Source organism: Halopseudomonas sp. L-58, from assembly GCF_056859475.1.
The window spans coordinates 38,881-56,160 of record NZ_JBSXON010000064.1; the positions used below are offsets into that span (position 1 = coordinate 38,881).

A 17,280-nucleotide genomic window follows, 5' to 3' on the forward strand; every position below is an offset into this window, starting at 1 on the left:
GCTATCATTGTGCTGCTTTTATTGGGAAAGCGCTTCGCATTGACACGGCCGCCTGGCGGATTGGATGTTTTTGCTGCACACCCTTTGTGGTGTGCACCTCACTGCCTTTAGGGGCTGTAAATTGTTTTCGCTGCGCCGCTCTCGCGGTGCCGTCGACACGTCATCGGGCATAGCCCGCACTGAAGTATCGGAGCATCTTTAGATGGCTAGAGAACCATTGAACGAGCACGACTCTAACGCCGATCCTATCGGTAATGACGGTATCCCGGCGCCGACCGGTGATGCCAACCTGATCGATACCGACTACGTAATTGGTCAGGACAACATTTCCGGCAGCTTTGTGCTGAACCTGGATATTCACGGCAAGGTCTTCATCATTTCAGCGCTCTCGGTCGTGCTGTTTGTGGTGCTGACCCTGGCACTGCAGACCGAAGTGGCGCCGCTGTTTACCGCCCTGCGCAACTGGCTGACTGGCAATCTGGCGTGGTTTTTCATCGGTGCCGCCAACATATTCGTCATCCTCTGCCTCGGCTTGATCGTCTCGCCGCTGGGCAAGGTGCGTCTTGGCGGTATGGAGGCCAAACCCGATTACGGCTACCTCGGCTGGTTTTCCATGCTGTTCGCTGCCGGCATGGGGATTGGTTTGATGTTTTACGGCGTATCCGAGCCGATGTCGCACTTCTCTTCATCGCTGGGCGGGGTCTCAGTTGGCGAGGACGGCCTGCGTACCGACTGGGCGCCGCTGGGTGCCGCCGCAGGCGATACCGAGGCAGCAGCGCGCCTGGGGATGGCGGCGACCATTTTCCACTGGGGGCTGCACCCCTGGGCGATCTATGCGGTGGTGGCGCTGGCGCTGGCGCTGTTCTCTTTCAACAAGGGGCTGCCGTTGACCATTCGCTCGATCTTCTACCCGATTCTCGGGGAGCGGGTCTGGGGCTGGCCGGGGCACGTCATTGACACCCTGGCGGTCTTCGCGACGCTGTTTGGTCTGGCGACATCACTAGGCTTCGGTGCCGAGCAGGCAACTGCCGGTCTGCATTACCTGTTTGACGTTGGCTCCGGCAATGTCACCAAGGTGCTGCTGATTACCGGGATCACCGGTCTGGCCCTGCTTTCGGTCGTCGCCGGTCTGGACAAGGGGGTCAAGCGCCTGTCGGAGATCAACATGGTACTGGCCATCGTACTGATGGGCTTTGTCATCATTGTCGGCCCGACGCTGGCCATTGCCACCGGCTTTTTCGACAATCTGCTGGCGTATCTTGCCAACCTGCCGGCACTGTCAAACCCGGTTGGCCGTGAAGATGCCAACTTTACTCAGGGCTGGACTGCCTTTTACTGGGCCTGGTGGATCAGTTGGTCACCCTTTGTCGGCATGTTTATCGCTCGGGTCAGCCGCGGTCGCACCGTGCGTGAGTTCCTGATTGCGGTGTTGCTGGTACCTTCACTGGTGTCGGTACTGTGGATGACGGCCTTTGGCGGTACCGCAATCGGTCAGTTCGTGGCCGATGGGTTCACCGGCGTTCAGGACGCCGCGCTTGAGCTGAAGCTGTTCGTCATGCTTGGAGAGTTGCCTCTGACCGCGATTACCTCCTTTGTCGGCATCGTACTGGTCATTGTGTTCTTCGTTACCTCGTCCGACTCCGGATCGCTGGTGATCGACACCATAACCGCCGGCGGCAAGGTCAATGCGCCGGTGCCCCAGCGGGTGTTCTGGGTCATCAGTGAAGGCGTGGTTGCGATCGCGCTGCTGCTGGGTGGTGGCCTGGCGGCGCTGCAGGCGATGTCGGTGTCGACCGGGCTGCCGTTTACCATCGTGCTGCTGGTTGGCTGTATCGCGATCATCAAGGGGCTGATGAGCGAACCGCGCTGATCGCCGTCTGCCGGATAAGGCCGCTCCCCTGGCAGGGAGCGGCTTTTTTTGTTTGCCTATTCAATACCAGAGTTCGCGTAGCGGGGTGTCTGGCCGATAGTGGGTCAGTACCTGCGCCTGCAGCAGCTCAGCGGTCGCCAGCGCATCGGTCAGCGCGTGGTGGGCGTGGTAGTGCGGCAGACCGTAGCGCTGGCGGCTGTCCGCCAGGCGGATGGATTCGATCTCGCGTCCGAACAGGCGGGCCAGCCATCCGGGCTGGGCGCTGCCGCGGTGCATTCGGGCTTCGAGCTGCATGGTATCAATAACCGGGAAAAACAGCGGCTCACCCAGATACTGACGGGCAGCTCGATCAAGAAAGGCGCGTTCCAGTGCCCGGTAGTGAACCACCATGATGCGCCCGGCCATGGCCTCCAGCAGGCGGTTCAGGGTGCTGGCAGGGTCTGACGCCTGGCGAATATCAGAGTGGGTGATGCGGTGGTAGGTGATTGACTCCTCGCTCAGCGGAATGTCGGGTTTCACCACCTCGTAGAAGGCCTCGCGACAGCGGATACGCTGCAGGTTGAAGGGCATCAGTCCGATGCTGACGATGGCATCACGGCGTGCATCCAGGCCAGTTGTTTCGATATCCAGTGCCGCCAGCGGCACCTCTTCCAGCGGCGTGTCACCAGCAGGGCAGCCGGCGCGGTAGTACGCCTGCAAGCCGGGCTGGCTGCTGCGTTCGGCCAGTCTGGCCAGCTCGGTCGGCCACTCAGGCGTGCGCGTGTCGACGGCGTTGGCGGCGGGGTTGAAGCGGATCATAGGGTGCGGGTGACCGGCAGGTGCGGGTAGCGAAAGCGCAGGAACTTCTGGGCGTTACTCAGCACCTGAAAGGCTTCCTTGAGGTTGTGCCGCTCGACGGTGGGTACCTTTTCCGGCTCAATTTCGTTGTCCGGTTCGATGCCGTCCTCGATATCCATGGCCTGGTGGCGGATGCGTACCAGCGACAGGAACTCCAGCGCGTAGCGCAGCCGCTCCAGTGATTCCGGCGGCATCAACTTGGTGGCGGCGATGGCATCCAGTCGCTCGAACGAGTTCTGCGCCCGTGAGCCACAGGCCAGTGCATGCACTCGGATCAGATCGGTCAGTGGCGCAGTGCCGCGGCGCTTGAGGTTGATTACATCGCGTTGACGGCCGTCCTTCTCCATCACGAAGGTACGAAAGATGCCCAGTGGTGGCGTGCGGTTCAGCGCATTGCGGGCAAGGGCTGCGAGGAAGGGCTCGTTGCTGCTGGCGCGCTCTGCCAGCAATTCCTGCAGCTCTTCCACCAGTGCTGACTCGCCATAGACCGCATCCAGATCGAAGAAAATGCAACTGTTGAGCAGGGCCTCTGCCTTGGGGTGCTCAATCCAGTCGATAAAGTATTTGCGCCAGACCGACAGCGGCTGGCGCCATTTCGGGTTGGTCGCCATGATGCCGCCCTTGCAATAGGTGTAGCCGCAGGCGGCCAGGCCATCGCTGACGAAGGTGGCCAGTTTGAAAAAGTAATCGTCATGCAGGGCCGGGTCGAAGCTGTCGTCCAGTACCAGCGCGTTGTCCTGATCGGATACGACCAGCTGCTCGTCCCGCGCCATGGAGCCAAGCGCCATAAAGGCGTACGGGACCGGCGGCGGGCCGAGTTCGTCTTCGGCCAGCTCCAGCAGACGCTGGCTGAAGCTGCGACCAATGCCCGACATGGCACTGCCGATCATGTGTGCGCTGGCTTCGTCGCGGGCCATGCGCACGAAGGTGGCGCGCACATCGGGCAGCAGGGCCTGCAACTCGGCTACCGATTTCTTGTTGTAAATCGCACTGACAAGATAAAGGCTGCTCTGGGATTCGTACTTGATGATGTCGCTCAGGTTGATCAGTCCGATCGGGCGACGACGCTTGACCACCGGCAGATGGTGGATATTGTTGCGCAGCATGCTGAGCATGGCTTCAAACACGGTGTCGTCACCCTGAACGGTAATCGGGTTGGGTGACATGACCGCGCTGACCGGCGTGTCCAGTGGCAAGCCTTCGGCCAGTACCCGGGTGCGGAAGTCGCGGTCGGTAATGATGCCGACCATCACCCCGTGCTGGGCATCGGCTACCGGAACGCGATCCGGATTGGGCCACTGGCTGTGCGGGTCCACGACTACCAGCGATGACACGCTTTGCGCCGTCATGACCTGCGCAGCCTCCTGCACGCTGGTGTTCAGCGGTACGGTGACCGGCAGGCGGGATATCAGCTTGCGCACCTTGATCTTCATCAGCTCACTGGCGCGGCCGTTTTCGACGGCGGCTTTCAGACGTGACTGGCCCTCGGCTTCGACAAAGTCGGCAAAGTGCTCATGCTGTTCACAAAGTTGGTCGAACAGCGTGCCGGGGATGTAGTAAATCAGCGTGTCTTCGATAGCGCGGGCTGGAAAGCGCACACGGTTGCGTCGCAGCAGGCCGAAATGGCCGAAAATATCGCCTTCGCCCAGGCGGTTGTAGAGATCGCCACCGCGGCGAAAGATATCGACCGCGCCGCTGCGGATGTAGTGCAGCTCGTGGATTTCCTGATTAAAGGCAAGAATATCTGTTCCCGCCTTGAAGTAGCCGATCTCGACCTGCCGGGCAATCTCGTCCAGCAGCTCCTCGGGCAGCTCGTCGAACGGCGGGAAGCGGCTCAGGTGGTCGCGAATCTCGATCAGTTCAATCTGCATGTGGCATCCGGTTCGGGTGTGGGGAGTGCAGCTGTTGCCAGTGTAATGGCTATGGCGCCAGCGGTCAGGTCGGTTGCTGCAGGGTTGTCAGCTCTTTGCGCAGAAACTCGCGGAACAACCGCACCCTGGCGGGGGCCTGAGCGCCGCTGAGAGTGATTGCGTAAAGGGTTCCGGTTGCTACCTGCCAGTCGGCAAGAATCGGTACCAGCTCGCCGCGGGCCAGACTCTGGCGGGCAATCAGGTCCGGCAGGGGGCCGATACCAGCGCCGTTGCACAGCAGTTGGTGGGCACTGGCGTAGTCGCTGGTGCGCATGACCGGCTTCAGGGTCAGGCTGGCCCCATGCCCGCGACTGTCGTTCAGCAGCAGGGTTGTTGCGCCGACCCGCTCACGACAGGCCAGCAATTGATGCCCGGCCAGGTGGGCAGGCTGGCTCGGCGGCTCGCGTTCAGCGAGATAGCCTGGTGAGCAATACAGCCCGATGTGGAAGTTCACCAGCGCAGAGGCGCGATAGCTCATGTCCGGCAGGTTGCCCGGCGTAGCGCGCAGGGCCAGATCGATACGATGGGCGCTGAGGTCCAGTGGGGTGTCGGTCAGCAGCAGCTCGATGTCGATTTGCGGATACTGCGCGCGGAACCGTGTAAGCAGCAACGGCAACACGCCAACTCCCAGGTCCAGCGGTGCGGTCAGGCGCAGATGACCGGCTGGCACGTCCTGCGCGGCGCGGGCGCTGGCGCTGGCGTCGGCCAGCAAGGTCAGGGCGTCGCGGGCCTTCAGATAGAACGTGGTGCCTTCCTCGGTTGCCGATACCGACCGAGGGGTGCGCGCCAGCAGGGCGACGCCGAGGCGTTGCTCCAGGCGCGACAGGCGGCGGCTGATACTGCCTTTGGTTTCTCCCCGTTCACGGGCGGCGGCGGAAAGAGTGCCAAACTCGATGACAGCGCAGAAGGCGTACAGGTCTTCGAGTGATCCGCCAAAGGTTTCCGATTTGTTAACCATGGGTTCCCTTTTTGCGGTCTTCTTTCGTTTTGGAAACCAACATACTCTGCTCTCCATCAACTCAACGCAACCTTTGGAGACACATCATGAGCAACCAACACACAGCTACCCCCGGCCTGGCCATCTTTGAACGTCTGGCCCCGCTGGGCTATCCGCTGATTCGTATTACCGCCGGTCTGATGCTGATGCCGCACGGCGCGCAGAAGCTGTTTGGCTGGTTTGGCGGCTACGGTCTGGAAGCAACCGGCCAGTTCTTTGAAGGTTCGCTGGGCATGTCACCCGGGATTCTGTTTGCGCTGCTGGCCGGCCTGGTCGAGTTCTTTGGTGGTTTGGCACTGGTTCTTGGCCTGCTGACCCGTCCGGCAGCGCTGGCGGTCACCTTCATGCTTGGGGTGGCGCTGACTGTGCACACGGCCAATGGCTTCTTCTGGACCAATGGCGGAATCGAATACCCGCTGCTGTGGGCAATGACTGCCTTCGGTATCTTCCTGCGCGGTGGTGATCGTTTCTCCCTGGATGCCCGCCTGGGTCTGCGTATCTGATCATTCACCGGATGGAGGACGAATGATGTCTGCCAATCGACTGCCGACGGTCTTTCTTCCCCATGGCGCCGGTCCCTGCTTCTTCATGGAGTGGGAACCGGCCGACACCTGGCAGGGCATGGAAGCCTGGTTGCGCAATCTGCTGCCGAGCCTGAATGTGGCTCCCCGCGCCCTGCTGGTGATCTCTGCCCACTGGGAAGAACCGGTCTTTACCCTGAATACTCAGGCCGCCCCCGGCCTGTTGTTTGACTACTACGGCTTTCCGCCGCACACCTACCAGCTGACCTGGCCCGCGCCGGGCGCGCCGGAGCTGGCAGCTGAGGTCGCCGAGCTGCTGGGCAAAGCGGGTTTCGATACTGCGTTCAACCACCGTCGAGGGTTTGATCACGGGGTCTTTATCCCGCTCAAGCTGGTGCGGCCCGAGGCCGATATGCCGGTGCTGCAGTTGTCGCTGCGGGCCGATATGGACCCGCAGGCCCATCTGGAGTTGGGCCGCGTGCTGGCGCCGCTGCGCGAGCAGGGTGTGCTGATCGTCGGCAGTGGCATGAGCTTTCACAATATCCCGCTGATGCGCGCCAATCTGGCGACGCCGGCGCCGGCGGTCGAAGCCTTTGATCGCTGGCTGCAGAACATGATCGTGCTGCCGCAGGCCGAGCGCGATGCTGCGCTGGCTGACTGGCAGCAGGCGCCGGGCGCTCTGCTGGCACACCCTGATGCCGAGCATCTGCTGCCGCTGCATGTGGTGGCAGGCGCTGCTGCTGACAGCCCCGGTCGCGCTGACTTTCATCAGGTTGCGATGGGCGTACCGCTGGCCGGCTTTGTATTTGCCGACTGACTCCGCCCTGGTGCACGATGACGGCAACTGGTTATGGAGGCGCGGTGATGACGTTTGATCAGGGCTTGCTGGCGCGGCTGCGTGATGCGCAGCATATGGTGGTGTTCACCGGTGCCGGGGTGTCGGCGGAGAGCGGTATTGCCACCTTCCGCGATGCGCTGAGCGGGCTCTGGTCGCGGTTTGATCCCATGCGCCTGGCAACGCCCGAGGCTTTCGAGGATGACCCGGAGCTGGTCTGGGGCTGGTACGAGTGGCGGCGCATGCAGGTGCTGAGCACTCAGCCCAACCCGGGCCATCTGGCGATTGCCGAGCTGGCAAAGCGGGTGCCGAAGCTGACGCTGGTCACCCAGAATGTGGACGACCTGCACGAGCGCGCCGGCAGTGCCGATGCGTTGCACCTGCATGGCAGCCTGCATCAGCCGCGGTGCAGTCGGTGTGCTTCGCCATTCAGCATGCCGCCCGAACCACCGTTAGAACCTGCCGAAGGTCGGCGTCTTGCGCCGCCACGTTGCAAGCAGTGCGGCGGTCTGGTCCGGCCCGGCGTGGTCTGGTTTGGCGAGAGCCTGCCGGTCGATGCGCTCGAAGCGGCCTTTGCGGCGGCGGCTGATTGTGATCTGCTGCTCTCGGTTGGCACCTCCGGCGTGGTCTATCCAGCTGCGCAGGTGCCGGAAATTGCGCTGCAGGCCGGGGCGGCCGTGGTTCACGTCAACCCGCAGCCGCAGGCGTTGGGTGGTCAGCATGAATGGCTGTTGGCTGGCGCGGCCGGCGAAGTGCTGCCATTGTTGTTGCAAGCGGCTTTCGACGAGTAAAGCGGGAGGCATCATGGCCAGTGGCTGGGCACAGGACGGAGCGGTACAGGAGCAGATCGACGCGACACTCGATTCCGCTGTCGAGCGCGCCCGGCAGGATTTGCCCAAGGGCGAAAGTCTGAGTCACTGTGAACACTGTGGGGAGCCGATTGCCGAGCGTCGTCGTCAGGCGTTGCCGGGTGTGCGCCTGTGTCTGGCCTGTCAGGCAGAGCAGGAGAAAGACGCCCGGTTCGATTCCGGCTATAACCGCAGCGCCAGCAAGGACAGTCAGCTGCGCTAGCTGCAAGCAGGCTGATGGCGGGCGCCACCAGCCTGTCAGGCTTACTCGGTTACCGGCTCCTGGTAGTAACCCACCGCAACCAGATAGTTGCCGACCTTGCGGATCAGGGTCTTCTTCTCTTCCGGCCTCTCGGTTACCGGGTTGGGCCAGGTGTAGGTGACGCTGTCTTCACCGGCCTCAACAGCATCCAGAATCTGTTGGCCGACGCGCAGGCCGTCGCGGTTTTTCAGATCCGGGAAGTGAATGTTGAGCAAACGCCGGCTGTAGCCGTGCGCCACCATGCTCATGCTGTCCATATCCACCACGAATACATACAGGTCGTCCCGGTTGAACTCGGGGTCCAGTCGATTGATTCGGGCGATGGTAGCCTCAGCATCGTCTGCGATCGCGGCAGCCGCGTCATCCAGCAGTGCCTTGGCAGCAGCTTCGCTGGAACGTGGCAGGTAATAGCCAACGGCGAAGGTCTTGCCGTCGACCTTCTGATAGAACACCTGTTTGCGTTCCACCTTGCCGTCGTTCCAGTTCATCCAGCGGTATTCGGCGCTCGACACCGTGTCTGATTCCGGTGCCTGCAGAGCCGAGTTGAATGCTTCCTTCAGTTCCGGGTCCAGCAGCGGCGTGATATCACGACCGATCAGGGCCGCCGACGGGCCGCCACTGGCCAGCATGTAGCCGTTCTCGTCGACCACGTAAACGTACTGGTCGCCATCGATAAATTCGCCCTGGCGGCTGAAACGGGCAAAAGCCGCGTTGCCTTCCTCGCGATAGGCAGCAATCGCCTTTTGCAGCAGTTGGGCAGCGCTGGCTGCCTGCTGTTCGTAACCTGGTTCGGCCGACGGTGGGGGCGGAGTGGGCGAAGTGGCGAAGGCCGGCGGGCACAGTGCTGCCATGGTCAGAGCAGCAATCATGACCGGATTCTTGAAGTTCATAAGCATTCCTCTGGGGGATGTTGTTGTCGCTTGGACGCAATCGTCCTTCCTCAGCTTAGGTGGATACTGGGGGCTGTCGAGCGGGCTGATATTGTCCGGGATCAACGCGGTGCCAATGGACTGGGACTGATCTTACGCTGATTCCCGGAGGCGCGCTCTAAACGGGCCTTCGGCGGCGCAGGATGCGCGCTCAGTGAGCGCGGTATTCAGGACGCTGATAGTCGGAAGCAGATTGTCAGTGTCCGCCGCTGAGTATCACTGGTGGCTGGCGAACTGGCTGGGCGTCATGCCGATTTGCGTGCGAAAGGCGGCGATAAAGGCCGAGGTGGAGTCGTAGCCGCAGGCCAGCGCAATGTCGGTGACCCGCTCGCCGCGTTCCAGCATCGGCAAGGCGCTGAGCAGACGCAAACGCTGGCGCCAGGCCCGGAAGCTCAGGCCGGTGTCGCGCTGGAACAGGCGGGTCAGGGTTTTCTCGGAACAGCCCAGCTGCCGACTCCAGTCGCCCAGCGTCAGGCCCTGCTCCGGGTTGTCGAACAGCGCCTGACAGACCTGCTGCAAACGTGAGTCATCCGGCCAGGGCAGATACAGGCCGGTATCGCGGGCGGCGGTCAACTGGTCGAGCAATACCGCGACCAGTCGCCCGTCGGCACCTCTCTCGTCGTACTCGACCGGAATGCGACCGAACTGGTTGATCAGTTCGCGGGTCAGCGGGTTGATCTCCAGCACCGCGCACTGCCCGGCCTGCCACGGCATGGCGTCGCGCTCGATGTAGAGGCTGCGCATCTCGGTGTCGGGCGAGCTGATGACCGCGTGGGGCAGATCGGGCGGCACCAGAATCGCCCGCTGCGGCGGGGCCAGAAAGCGCCCGCTGTGGGTATGCACCGACAGCACGCCGGAAATGGCGTAGGACAGCTGTGCCCACGGGTGGCTATGCCAGAGCGTGGTGGTGCCGCGTTGCAGCGATTCGCTGCGAGCATACAACGGCCGCGGCAGGGCGGGCAGATCGGGTACGGCACGGTGATTCAGGCGCTTTTGTCCGTTTGTCGACATTGTGCTGTCCAATCGCGTTAGTCGGTCGTTGGTCCAGACAGTAAACTCCTCCCCTGCACGTCGCAACATTGATAACGAAAAACGAGACATTGCCATGGCACGCCCACGCTTTTTACCTGACAACATGACCCTCTGCCTTATTGCTGTCGTCATTGCCGCCAGCCTGTTTCCCGTGCACGGGCAGGCTGCTGTCGCCTTTGATGGCCTGACCAATGCCGCCATCGCGCTGCTGTTCTTTATGCACGGTGCCAAGCTGTCGCGTGAGGCGATCATTGCCGGCATGACCCACTGGCGCCTGCATTTGCTGGTATTTGCCTGCACCTTCATCATGTTTCCGCTGCTGGGCGTATTGCTCAAACCGGCGCTGGTGCCGCTGGTAGGGGATGAGCTCTATCTGGGTATCCTGTTCCTCTGCGCCCTGCCGGCAACGGTTCAGTCGGCGATTGCCTTTACCTCGATTGCCCGCGGCAACGTCGCTGCGGCGGTCTGCAGCGCGGCGACTTCCAGCCTGGTTGGTATTTTTGTCACGCCGTTGCTGGTGCTGCTGCTGATGGGCGCGCAGGCCGGTGACTCCAATACCCTGGATGCGATCGGCAAGATTGTGGTGCAACTGCTGCTGCCGTTTATTGCCGGCCAGATTGCCCGTCGCTGGATCGGCGACTGGGTGGCGCGCAACAAGGGCTGGCTGAAGAGCGTGGATCAGGGCTCGATCCTGCTGGTGGTGTTTGGTGCGTTCAGTCACGCGGTAGTTGAGGGTATCTGGCAAACCGTGCCGTTGACCGAGCTGCTGGGTCTGGTGGTCGCCTGCTGCCTGCTGCTGGCGTTGGTATTGGGGCTGACCGCCTGGCTGGGTCGCCGACTGGGCTTTAACGTTGAAGACCGCATCACCATCATCTTTGCCGGTTCCAAGAAGAGTCTGGCGACCGGTGTACCGATGGCGCAGGTGCTGTTTGCCGGCGGCGCACTGGGTACGCTGATCCTGCCGCTGATGCTGTTCCACCAGATTCAGCTGATGGTCTGCGCGGTACTGGCCGAGCGTTACGGCCGGCGCGAAGAGACCGGCATCGAAGACGTCGCCTGAGTACGAAGGTCAGCTCAGGCTGCCCTGCGGCAGATGATCCAGCGGCAGCGCCGTCTGCGACTTGACGGTCGAGATGGCGAAGTTGCTGCGGATGTCGCTGACCGCAGGGAGTTTGAGCAGGGCGCTGAACAGAAATTCCTCGTAGGATGCCAGGTCCGGCAGTACCACCTGCAGCAGAAAGTCGGACTCGCCTGACACCACGTGGCAGGAAATCACTTCCGGCAAATCAATCACCGCGGCGCGAAAGGCGTTGGCCGACGCGTCGTGGTGCCGCTCGACCTTTACCCCAACAAACACCGTTAGCCCAAGGCCCGCTTTGCTGCGATCCAGCTGCGCGTGGTAGCCACGAATCACGCCTGCCTCTTCCAGCAGACGCACGCGGCGTAAACACGGCGAAGGAGACAGGCCGACTTCTTCGGCCAGTTGCACGTTGCTCAGTTTGGCATTGCGCTGCAGGGCGTCGAGGATGCGTCTGTCCAGGTTATCCAATTGCATTGGCATATTCTCAACTTATTTGGGTTTTCACTGGCAGTTTATGCCAATAAATAAAACTTTGGCGCACTAACTCGCAATGACCTGTATCGCCATTCGGCCCTAGGATAGTTGTTGAGAGATGACACGGCCGGAGCGCGCCTGAGATGACGGAATTGTGGATGTTTGTGGGTGTCCTGGCGGTGGCCTATCTGGTGCCGGGGCCGGACATGCTGTTGCTCTTGCAGACCGCTGCGAGCCATTCGCGGCTACAGAGCGCTGCAACCATTGCCGGGCTGGCGTTGGCCCGCGCAGCCCACGTGGCGCTGGCCGGGTTGGGGCTGGCGGCGCTGCTACAGGCGGCCCCCTGGGCCTTCAACGCGGTACGGCTGTTTGGCGCCGGGTATCTGATCTGGCTTGGCATCTCGATCTGGCGGGCGTCATCGCTGGTACCGGAGGACGCTTGCGCCAAGCGTTCGCGGAGCGCGCTCGCGGCGTTCCGGCGCGGGTTGCTGACCAACATCAGCAACCCCAAGGCGCTGCTGTTCTGTTCGGTGCTGCTGCCACAGTTCATTCACCCGCAGACCGCTAGCGTCGCGCTGCAGTTCACGCTCCTGGGCCTGATTGTGCTGCTGGTCGGCGTGTGCTTTGACCTGCTTTACGTCTCTGGCGGCAAGCTGATGGGGGGCATGTTGCGCGAGCGGCCGCGCCTGCAACAGCTGCAGCGCTGGGCATTTGGTGCGCTGCTGGTGGGTTTTGGTGCCCGGCTGATGTTCTAGTTGGTGGAATGCGGCGGCAGTTCCGGGCATCGCTGCGCGAGAATTCGGCATTGACCTGCTGTGCCCGGCTCGACATGCTCTGTCGACTACCCTTTGCTGTCTGGTTTCAGAACACAGGAAGACATCGCATGAGTGACAACCGCTATACACCACCCAAGGTCTGGACCTGGGATAGCGAGAACGGCGGCAAGTTCGCCAGCATCAATCGCCCGATTGCCGGCCCGACCCATGACAAGGATCGACCGATCGGCAAGCACCCGTTCCAGCTGTACTCACTGGCCACGCCCAACGGCGTCAAGGCCACCATCATGCTTGAAGAGCTGCTGGCGCTGGGTCACAGCGGCGCCGAGTACGACGCCTGGCTGGTACGCATCAACGAGGGCGACCAGTTCGGCAGCGGCTTTGTTGAGGTCAACCCCAACTCCAAGATTCCGGCGTTGATGGATCACGGCACCAACCCGTCGACCCGGGTATTCGAGTCCGGCTCCATCCTGCTGTATCTGGCCGAAAAGTTTGGCGCGCTGCTGCCAACGGATCACGGCAAGCGCACCGAAGCGATGAACTGGCTGTTCTGGCAGATGGGCTCGGCGCCATATCTGGGCGGCGGCTTCGGCCATTTCTACGCCTACGCGCCCGAGAAGTTCGAATACCCGATCAATCGCTTCGCCATGGAAGTGAAACGCCAGCTGGACGTGCTCAATCGCCATCTGGCCGACAACCGTTACATGGCGGGCGACGAATACAGCATCGCCGACATCGCGATTTATCCCTGGTACGGCGTGCTGGTTGAAGGCGCTCTGTACGACGCTGCCGAATTCCTCTCGGTGCACGAGTACGAACATGTGCGCCGCTGGGCGGCCGAGATCGCCGCGCGGCCCGCCGTGCAGCGTGGTCGACGGGTCAACCGCGTGTGGGGCGACGAAGCCCTGCAGGTGGCTGAACGGCACGACGCCAGCGATATCGGCGACGTCTGATCCCGCGCCCGGTGGAGCACACACACGCGTTGGCATCCCAAGCCCGGCATCAGCCGGGCTTCTTTTTGCTCGCGCGGGGGCTGTGCACGGATTGTTAGGTGTATTTATTTGTTATAACGTAACAATAATGCATTCTTAACATTCTTTTATGTGCCTGCTGATGGAACTCGCCGATGACCGCTGCACTGCCCGATGTTTCTCTGAGTGACCTGTCTTCTGACCCTGCCGCGCTGGACTGGGTTGGTATGCAGGGGATTGATCTGCCGATTACCCTGATTGAGACCGGCCAGCGGCAGACGGTTCATGCCCGTGCCGATCTGCAGGTGGACTTGCCGCGGCCCGAGGTCAAGGGTATCCACATGTCGCGCCTCTACACCTTGCTGGACCGGTTGGGTCAGGATCGGGCGCTGGCGCCGACCGTGCTGCAGGCGCTGTTGCAGGCAATGGTCGAGAGCCATGCCGATTGCGGCAGTCGCAATGCACGGCTGGTACTGCAGTTCAGTCTGCTGTGTCGGCGACCGGCGCTGGTTACGCCGCAGCTGTCGGGCTGGAAAGCCTACCCGGTAAAGCTGGAGGCGACGCTGGTTGAGGGCCGTTTCAGGGCGCGTGCCGAGCTGACGGTCAGCTATTCCTCAACCTGTCCGTGCTCGGCTGCCCTCAGCCGGCAGTTGCTGGTCAGCGCTTTTGATAAAGCTTTTGCCGGTCGGCAGCAGCTCGATCCGGTGGCGGTAAGCCAATGGCTTGGGCGCAACGGGAGTCTGGCAACGCCGCACAGCCAGCGCAGCGAAGCCAAGGTTGCCGTCGACCTGCAGGCAGCAGAGGAGAGCCTGGGCCTGCTGGCGCTGATCGACCGGATTGAGCAGGCGCTGGCGACCCCGGTACAGACTGCGGTCAAGCGCGCTGACGAGCAGGCCTTTGCCGCGCTCAATGGGGCCAATCTGATGTTCGTCGAGGACGCCGCCCGGCGGCTGGGGGCGGCGTTGAGTGCTTCCGGTGCACAGCATGCCGCGGTCCATGTTCGGCATATCGAAAGTCTGCATCCGCATGATGCGGTCGCGTCGGCAGGAGCGCACCCATGAATGCCGCGCTGATGACAGAGCCCGCGCACTGGGCGATGGGAAGTGATCTCGGAGCATTGGCAGCGATCTTTGAGAAAGCGGTAAGTCTTGCGGTCATGCAGCGACGCCTCGGGCCGGCGCTGCGCAGCAGTGTACTGGCGCAAGGCGGCAGCGGTGGCTGGCAGGCGGCCTGGCTAGGTATTCCCGGCGAGACGCTGGCCAGTGAGCTGGCGGCGCAGTTGCCGGCGCCAGGCCAGGCAGGGCCACTGGTTGCGGATTTGCAGCTGCTGGCAGAAGCGACGGCCTGCCTGTTTGGTGTCGAACGGGTGGCGGTGCGTTTGCGCATGCTGGAGAAGGCGATGTGTCCGCGCTTTCACTGCGACAACCTGCCGGTGCGACTGGTGACCACCTACCTCGGCCCCGGCAGCGAGTGGTTGCCGGATTCGGCGGTTGAGCGTGGCGGTCTCGGGGTGCCGGATCTGGGCAAGCCTGATCCAGTGCGCGAGCCTGGCGCTATTCGCCAGTTGGGCTGTGGGGATGTGGCGCTGCTCAAGGGCAGCGGTTGGGTGGGCAACGAAGAGCGCGGTATTGTGCACCGCAGTCCGGCCCTGAAGGACGGTCAGCAACGTCTGCTGCTGACCCTTGATCCCTGCTTTTGAGCGACTGAGGACGCCGTTCTGCGCGCGGTTTGGGCCGAGCGCAGAACGGGCGCGGGTCAGAAGTCGAAATCGACCTTGGCCCAGAGCGAGCGGCCTGGCTCGTTGATGGCAACCGGGTCGGCGGGGAAGCCGAATGCCGAGTTGCCGGCCAGGTTCAGGTGCTCGGCGTAGGCCTTATCGAACAGGTTGTCGACACCCACGCTCAGCTTCATCTGCTCGGTCATGCGCCAGGCGCCGTTGAGCGAGAACACGCCAAAGCCGGCGCTGCTGCCGATGTCCTGACCGACCACGTTGCCGGCGCCTTCATCCACCCGATTCTGCGCGCGGACCAGTCGCCAGAGTGCGCCGGCACTCCAGTCGTTCTGCTCGTAGCTCAGGCCCAGGCGGGCTTCCAGCGGCGGCATCTGGGGCAGCGGCTGGCCGTCGCTGCGGTTCTCACCCCAGGCGTAGGCCAGCGTGGCGTCGGTCTTCCAGTTGCTGGTCAGATCGTATGCCACGCCCAACTCGCCACCGGCAATGCGGGCGTCGACGTTGTAGGCCTGGCTGCGGCGCATGCCCATCATGGTCGAGTAGCGGAACAGGATGAAGTCGTCGACCTGACCGGCGTAGGCCGATGCCCAGGCCTGCAGGCGTGCGTCCTGGTACTGGATACCGACGTCCAGCTGGGTGGTTTTTTCCGGCTCGATGCCGTCAAAGGCGTTCAGCTCGCCGGTTGGCGCCAGGCTGGCCGAGAACAGTTCCCAGTAGTCGGGGAAGCGTTCGGCGTGGCCGAGGCCGGCGTAGACCGTTGCCGGCAGGGCGGTCAGATCCTGTTCGTAACGGACGAAGCCGCTGGGCAGGGTGTCGCTGCGGCTCTGGCCGGCGGTCGGGTTGGGCGTGGTCATGCCCATCATGTTGCGAATACCTACCCGGTAGTCCTTGACCGAGGCGCGGTCCAGCCGTGCGCCGCCGATCCAGCGGGTCAGGTCGCTCTGGTGCCAGGTGGCTTCGCTGAACAGTCCGTAGTTGTGCATGACTGCGTCTTTTTCCCAGGCGAACTCGTCCGCATCGGTATAGCCGGTCATCATGCTGTAACTGGACCTGCGGGCACGGTGCTCGCTGCGTTGGGCATCGATACCGGAGACCAGTTCGACCGCGTCCCAGTCGAAGCTCAGCGCCAGGCGTCCGCCGAGGGTACGGCGATCCACCTGCGAGGCCATCGGCATCGGCATCATGCTGGTCGGATCGGGGCTGCGCAGGCGGAAGTTGTCCATGATGTGGTCGGCGTAGTTGTAGTAGACCTGCGCCTCCAGTTTGCTGACCTGACCGAGGTTGAGTTTCTCGAAGCGCAGGCCAAGGCTTTCGCGAGCGAACTGGGTGCCGTCCATGCCGCGCCCGGCGTAGCGCGCTTCTCCGTCACCCTTGCCGGCGCTGAATTCCAGCAGGGTATCGGCATCGGGCGTCCAGCCGGCGGCGATATCACCGTTCCACTTGCTCCAGCGCGACGGCACGGTATCGCCGTTGCCATCTTCGTAATCGTCGGACTGGGCGTCGTTGCCGGCGAAGCGCAGGTAGCCGTTCTGGTTGCCGATGGCGGCATCGAGCAGCTTGTCGAAGCGGCCATTGCTGCCACCCAGTACGCTGGCATGCACGCGGCTGTCCGGCTCCTCGAAACGCTCCGGCTCACGTTCGAACAGCACGGTGCCGGCCGAAGCCCCAGGCCCCCAGCGTACGCTCTGCGGACCCTTGATGACGGTCAGGCGGTCGTAGGTTTCCGGTGCGATGTAGGAGCTGGGCGCGTCCATCCGGTTGGGACAGGCGCCGATCATCTGGCCGCCGTTGGCCAGCAGGTTGATGCGCGAACCGAACATGCCGCGCAGGACCGGGTCGCCGTTGCTGCCGCCGCTGCGAATCGCCGAGAACCCGGGAATGGTCTTCAGATAGTCGGTGGCATCGCTGGCGGGCACCGGCTGGCGGGCGTCCTTGGGGTCGGCAACGATGGTCAGCGGCGAGCTTTGCTGAACGGCGGTCACCACCACGGGCGCCAGTTGCAGCGCAGCGTTGCTGCTTTCATGGTCATGGCCTTCGTGGCTTTGGGCGGTAGCGCCGAGGCTGGTGAACAGCAGGGCGAAGGCGGCTTGCCAGCGCAGGCTGACAGGAGTTCGGGTAAAACGGTTGGCGTGTTGCATTGTTGTCATCCACACAGTGGCCAAAGCGGCGCAGTCGGCGCCGGGCCGAAATCAGATCAGGGTGTTGTGG

General features: G+C 62.8%; 17 protein-coding genes. 10 read left to right on the plus strand and 7 right to left on the minus strand.

Annotated features, from left to right (window positions below; all coding sequences use genetic code 11):
- The first annotated feature begins 202 nt into the window (after positions 1-202).
- Positions 203-1,870, plus strand: coding sequence for a BCCT family transporter (locus tag AC13EY_RS10430; RefSeq protein ID WP_228246981.1), 1,668 nt, complete (start codon positions 203-205; stop codon positions 1,868-1,870).
- Between the two features lie 60 nt (positions 1,871-1,930).
- On the opposite strand, the gene AC13EY_RS10435 is transcribed toward AC13EY_RS10430, so the two are convergent.
- The 3 genes from AC13EY_RS10435 to AC13EY_RS10445 form a co-directional block, all read right to left on the minus strand.
- Entirely contained in the window at positions 1,931-2,668 is a 738-nt protein-coding gene (locus tag AC13EY_RS10435) for a 3'-5' exonuclease (RefSeq protein WP_228246982.1), read from the minus strand.
- The gene (locus tag AC13EY_RS10440) at positions 2,665-4,578 is read right to left on the minus strand and encodes a DUF294 nucleotidyltransferase-like domain-containing protein (RefSeq protein WP_228246983.1); all 1,914 of its coding nucleotides are present in this window, start codon (positions 4,576-4,578) and stop codon (positions 2,665-2,667) included. The genes AC13EY_RS10435 and AC13EY_RS10440 overlap by 4 nt, the downstream gene beginning before the upstream one ends.
- A gap of 64 nt (positions 4,579-4,642) precedes the next feature.
- The gene (locus AC13EY_RS10445) at positions 4,643-5,575 is read right to left on the minus strand and encodes a LysR family transcriptional regulator (protein WP_228246984.1); all 933 of its coding nucleotides are present in this window, start codon (positions 5,573-5,575) and stop codon (positions 4,643-4,645) included.
- 86 nt (positions 5,576-5,661) lie between these two features.
- Here AC13EY_RS10445 and AC13EY_RS10450 point away from each other — a divergent pair, with 86 nt between their 5' ends.
- Genes AC13EY_RS10450 through AC13EY_RS10465 form a run of 4 tightly spaced genes read left to right on the plus strand, consistent with a single transcriptional unit; the run spans position 5,662 to position 8,041 of the window.
- Complete coding sequence (locus tag AC13EY_RS10450; RefSeq protein ID WP_228246985.1) at positions 5,662-6,117, plus strand: DoxX family protein; 456 nt, start codon at positions 5,662-5,664, stop codon at positions 6,115-6,117.
- A gap of 25 nt (positions 6,118-6,142) precedes the next feature.
- Positions 6,143-6,952, plus strand: coding sequence for a DODA-type extradiol aromatic ring-opening family dioxygenase (locus AC13EY_RS10455; protein WP_228246986.1), 810 nt, complete (start codon positions 6,143-6,145; stop codon positions 6,950-6,952).
- A 47-nt stretch (positions 6,953-6,999) separates the two neighbouring features.
- The gene (locus AC13EY_RS10460; RefSeq protein WP_228246987.1) at positions 7,000-7,761 is read left to right on the plus strand and encodes an SIR2 family NAD-dependent protein deacylase; all 762 of its coding nucleotides are present in this window, start codon (positions 7,000-7,002) and stop codon (positions 7,759-7,761) included.
- A gap of 13 nt (positions 7,762-7,774) precedes the next feature.
- A complete protein-coding gene (locus AC13EY_RS10465; RefSeq protein WP_104739396.1) occupies positions 7,775-8,041 on the plus strand; it encodes a DksA/TraR family C4-type zinc finger protein in 267 nt (88 codons plus the stop codon).
- Between the two features lie 41 nt (positions 8,042-8,082).
- On the opposite strand, the gene AC13EY_RS10470 is transcribed toward AC13EY_RS10465, so the two are convergent.
- Together AC13EY_RS10470 and AC13EY_RS10475 are read right to left on the minus strand one after the other, a co-directional pair.
- Positions 8,083-8,970, minus strand: a complete 888-nt coding sequence (locus tag AC13EY_RS10470; RefSeq protein ID WP_228246988.1) for a cache domain-containing protein — start codon at positions 8,968-8,970, stop codon at positions 8,083-8,085.
- Positions 8,971-9,225: 255 nt separating this feature from the next.
- Positions 9,226-10,020, minus strand: coding sequence for an AraC family transcriptional regulator (locus AC13EY_RS10475; protein ID WP_228246989.1), 795 nt, complete (start codon positions 10,018-10,020; stop codon positions 9,226-9,228).
- Positions 10,021-10,114: 94 nt separating this feature from the next.
- On the opposite strand from AC13EY_RS10475, the gene AC13EY_RS10480 reads away from it, so the two are divergent.
- The gene (locus AC13EY_RS10480) at positions 10,115-11,101 is read left to right on the plus strand and encodes a bile acid:sodium symporter family protein (protein ID WP_228246990.1); all 987 of its coding nucleotides are present in this window, start codon (positions 10,115-10,117) and stop codon (positions 11,099-11,101) included.
- Positions 11,102-11,110: 9 nt separating this feature from the next.
- Here the strand turns inward: AC13EY_RS10480 and AC13EY_RS10485 are convergent, their stop codons facing one another.
- Positions 11,111-11,596, minus strand: a complete 486-nt coding sequence (locus AC13EY_RS10485) for an Lrp/AsnC family transcriptional regulator (protein WP_410172330.1) — start codon at positions 11,594-11,596, stop codon at positions 11,111-11,113.
- Positions 11,597-11,739: 143 nt separating this feature from the next.
- Between AC13EY_RS10485 and AC13EY_RS10490 the strand changes: the two genes are divergently transcribed.
- From AC13EY_RS10490 to AC13EY_RS10505, 4 genes are all read left to right on the plus strand, one after another.
- The gene (locus AC13EY_RS10490) at positions 11,740-12,351 is read left to right on the plus strand and encodes a LysE family translocator (RefSeq protein ID WP_228246992.1); all 612 of its coding nucleotides are present in this window, start codon (positions 11,740-11,742) and stop codon (positions 12,349-12,351) included.
- 128 nt (positions 12,352-12,479) lie between these two features.
- The gene (yghU, locus tag AC13EY_RS10495) at positions 12,480-13,325 is read left to right on the plus strand and encodes a glutathione-dependent disulfide-bond oxidoreductase (protein ID WP_228246993.1); all 846 of its coding nucleotides are present in this window, start codon (positions 12,480-12,482) and stop codon (positions 13,323-13,325) included.
- A gap of 173 nt (positions 13,326-13,498) precedes the next feature.
- On the plus strand, positions 13,499-14,404 hold the full coding sequence (folE2, locus tag AC13EY_RS10500) for a GTP cyclohydrolase FolE2 (protein WP_228246994.1): 906 nt from the start codon (positions 13,499-13,501) through the stop codon (positions 14,402-14,404).
- Positions 14,401-15,042 carry a DUF1826 domain-containing protein gene (locus tag AC13EY_RS10505; RefSeq protein ID WP_228246995.1) on the plus strand — a complete coding sequence of 214 codons (642 nt, stop codon included), beginning with the start codon at positions 14,401-14,403 and terminating at the stop codon, positions 15,040-15,042. Before folE2 ends, AC13EY_RS10505 begins: the two co-directional genes overlap by 4 nt.
- A 56-nt stretch (positions 15,043-15,098) precedes the next feature.
- Here AC13EY_RS10505 and AC13EY_RS10510 read toward each other — a convergent pair whose 3' ends face one another.
- Complete coding sequence (locus tag AC13EY_RS10510) at positions 15,099-17,219, minus strand: TonB-dependent copper receptor (RefSeq protein WP_410172331.1); 2,121 nt, start codon at positions 17,217-17,219, stop codon at positions 15,099-15,101.
- Positions 17,220-17,280 lie beyond the last annotated feature (61 nt).

Bases quoted from the DNA above. Each gene is read 5' to 3' on its own strand.
- AC13EY_RS10430 (WP_228246981.1), top strand. From the start codon at position 203: ATGGCTAGAGAACCATTGAACGAGCACGACTCTAACGCCGATCCTATC.
- AC13EY_RS10435 (WP_228246982.1), bottom strand. From the start codon at position 2,668: ATGATCCGCTTCAACCCCGCCGCCAACGCCGTCGACACGCGCACGCCT.
- AC13EY_RS10440 (WP_228246983.1), bottom strand. From the start codon at position 4,578: ATGCAGATTGAACTGATCGAGATTCGCGACCACCTGAGCCGCTTCCCG.
- AC13EY_RS10445 (WP_228246984.1), bottom strand. From the start codon at position 5,575: ATGGTTAACAAATCGGAAACCTTTGGCGGATCACTCGAAGACCTGTAC.
- AC13EY_RS10450 (WP_228246985.1), top strand. From the start codon at position 5,662: ATGAGCAACCAACACACAGCTACCCCCGGCCTGGCCATCTTTGAACGT.
- AC13EY_RS10455 (WP_228246986.1), top strand. From the start codon at position 6,143: ATGTCTGCCAATCGACTGCCGACGGTCTTTCTTCCCCATGGCGCCGGT.
- AC13EY_RS10460 (WP_228246987.1), top strand. From the start codon at position 7,000: ATGACGTTTGATCAGGGCTTGCTGGCGCGGCTGCGTGATGCGCAGCAT.
- AC13EY_RS10465 (WP_104739396.1), top strand. From the start codon at position 7,775: ATGGCCAGTGGCTGGGCACAGGACGGAGCGGTACAGGAGCAGATCGAC.
- AC13EY_RS10470 (WP_228246988.1), bottom strand. From the start codon at position 8,970: ATGAACTTCAAGAATCCGGTCATGATTGCTGCTCTGACCATGGCAGCA.
- AC13EY_RS10475 (WP_228246989.1), bottom strand. From the start codon at position 10,020: ATGTCGACAAACGGACAAAAGCGCCTGAATCACCGTGCCGTACCCGAT.
- AC13EY_RS10480 (WP_228246990.1), top strand. From the start codon at position 10,115: ATGGCACGCCCACGCTTTTTACCTGACAACATGACCCTCTGCCTTATT.
- AC13EY_RS10485 (WP_410172330.1), bottom strand. From the start codon at position 11,596: ATGCAATTGGATAACCTGGACAGACGCATCCTCGACGCCCTGCAGCGC.
- AC13EY_RS10490 (WP_228246992.1), top strand. From the start codon at position 11,740: ATGACGGAATTGTGGATGTTTGTGGGTGTCCTGGCGGTGGCCTATCTG.
- yghU (WP_228246993.1), top strand. From the start codon at position 12,480: ATGAGTGACAACCGCTATACACCACCCAAGGTCTGGACCTGGGATAGC.
- folE2 (WP_228246994.1), top strand. From the start codon at position 13,499: ATGACCGCTGCACTGCCCGATGTTTCTCTGAGTGACCTGTCTTCTGAC.
- AC13EY_RS10505 (WP_228246995.1), top strand. From the start codon at position 14,401: ATGAATGCCGCGCTGATGACAGAGCCCGCGCACTGGGCGATGGGAAGT.
- AC13EY_RS10510 (WP_410172331.1), bottom strand. From the start codon at position 17,219: ATGACAACAATGCAACACGCCAACCGTTTTACCCGAACTCCTGTCAGC.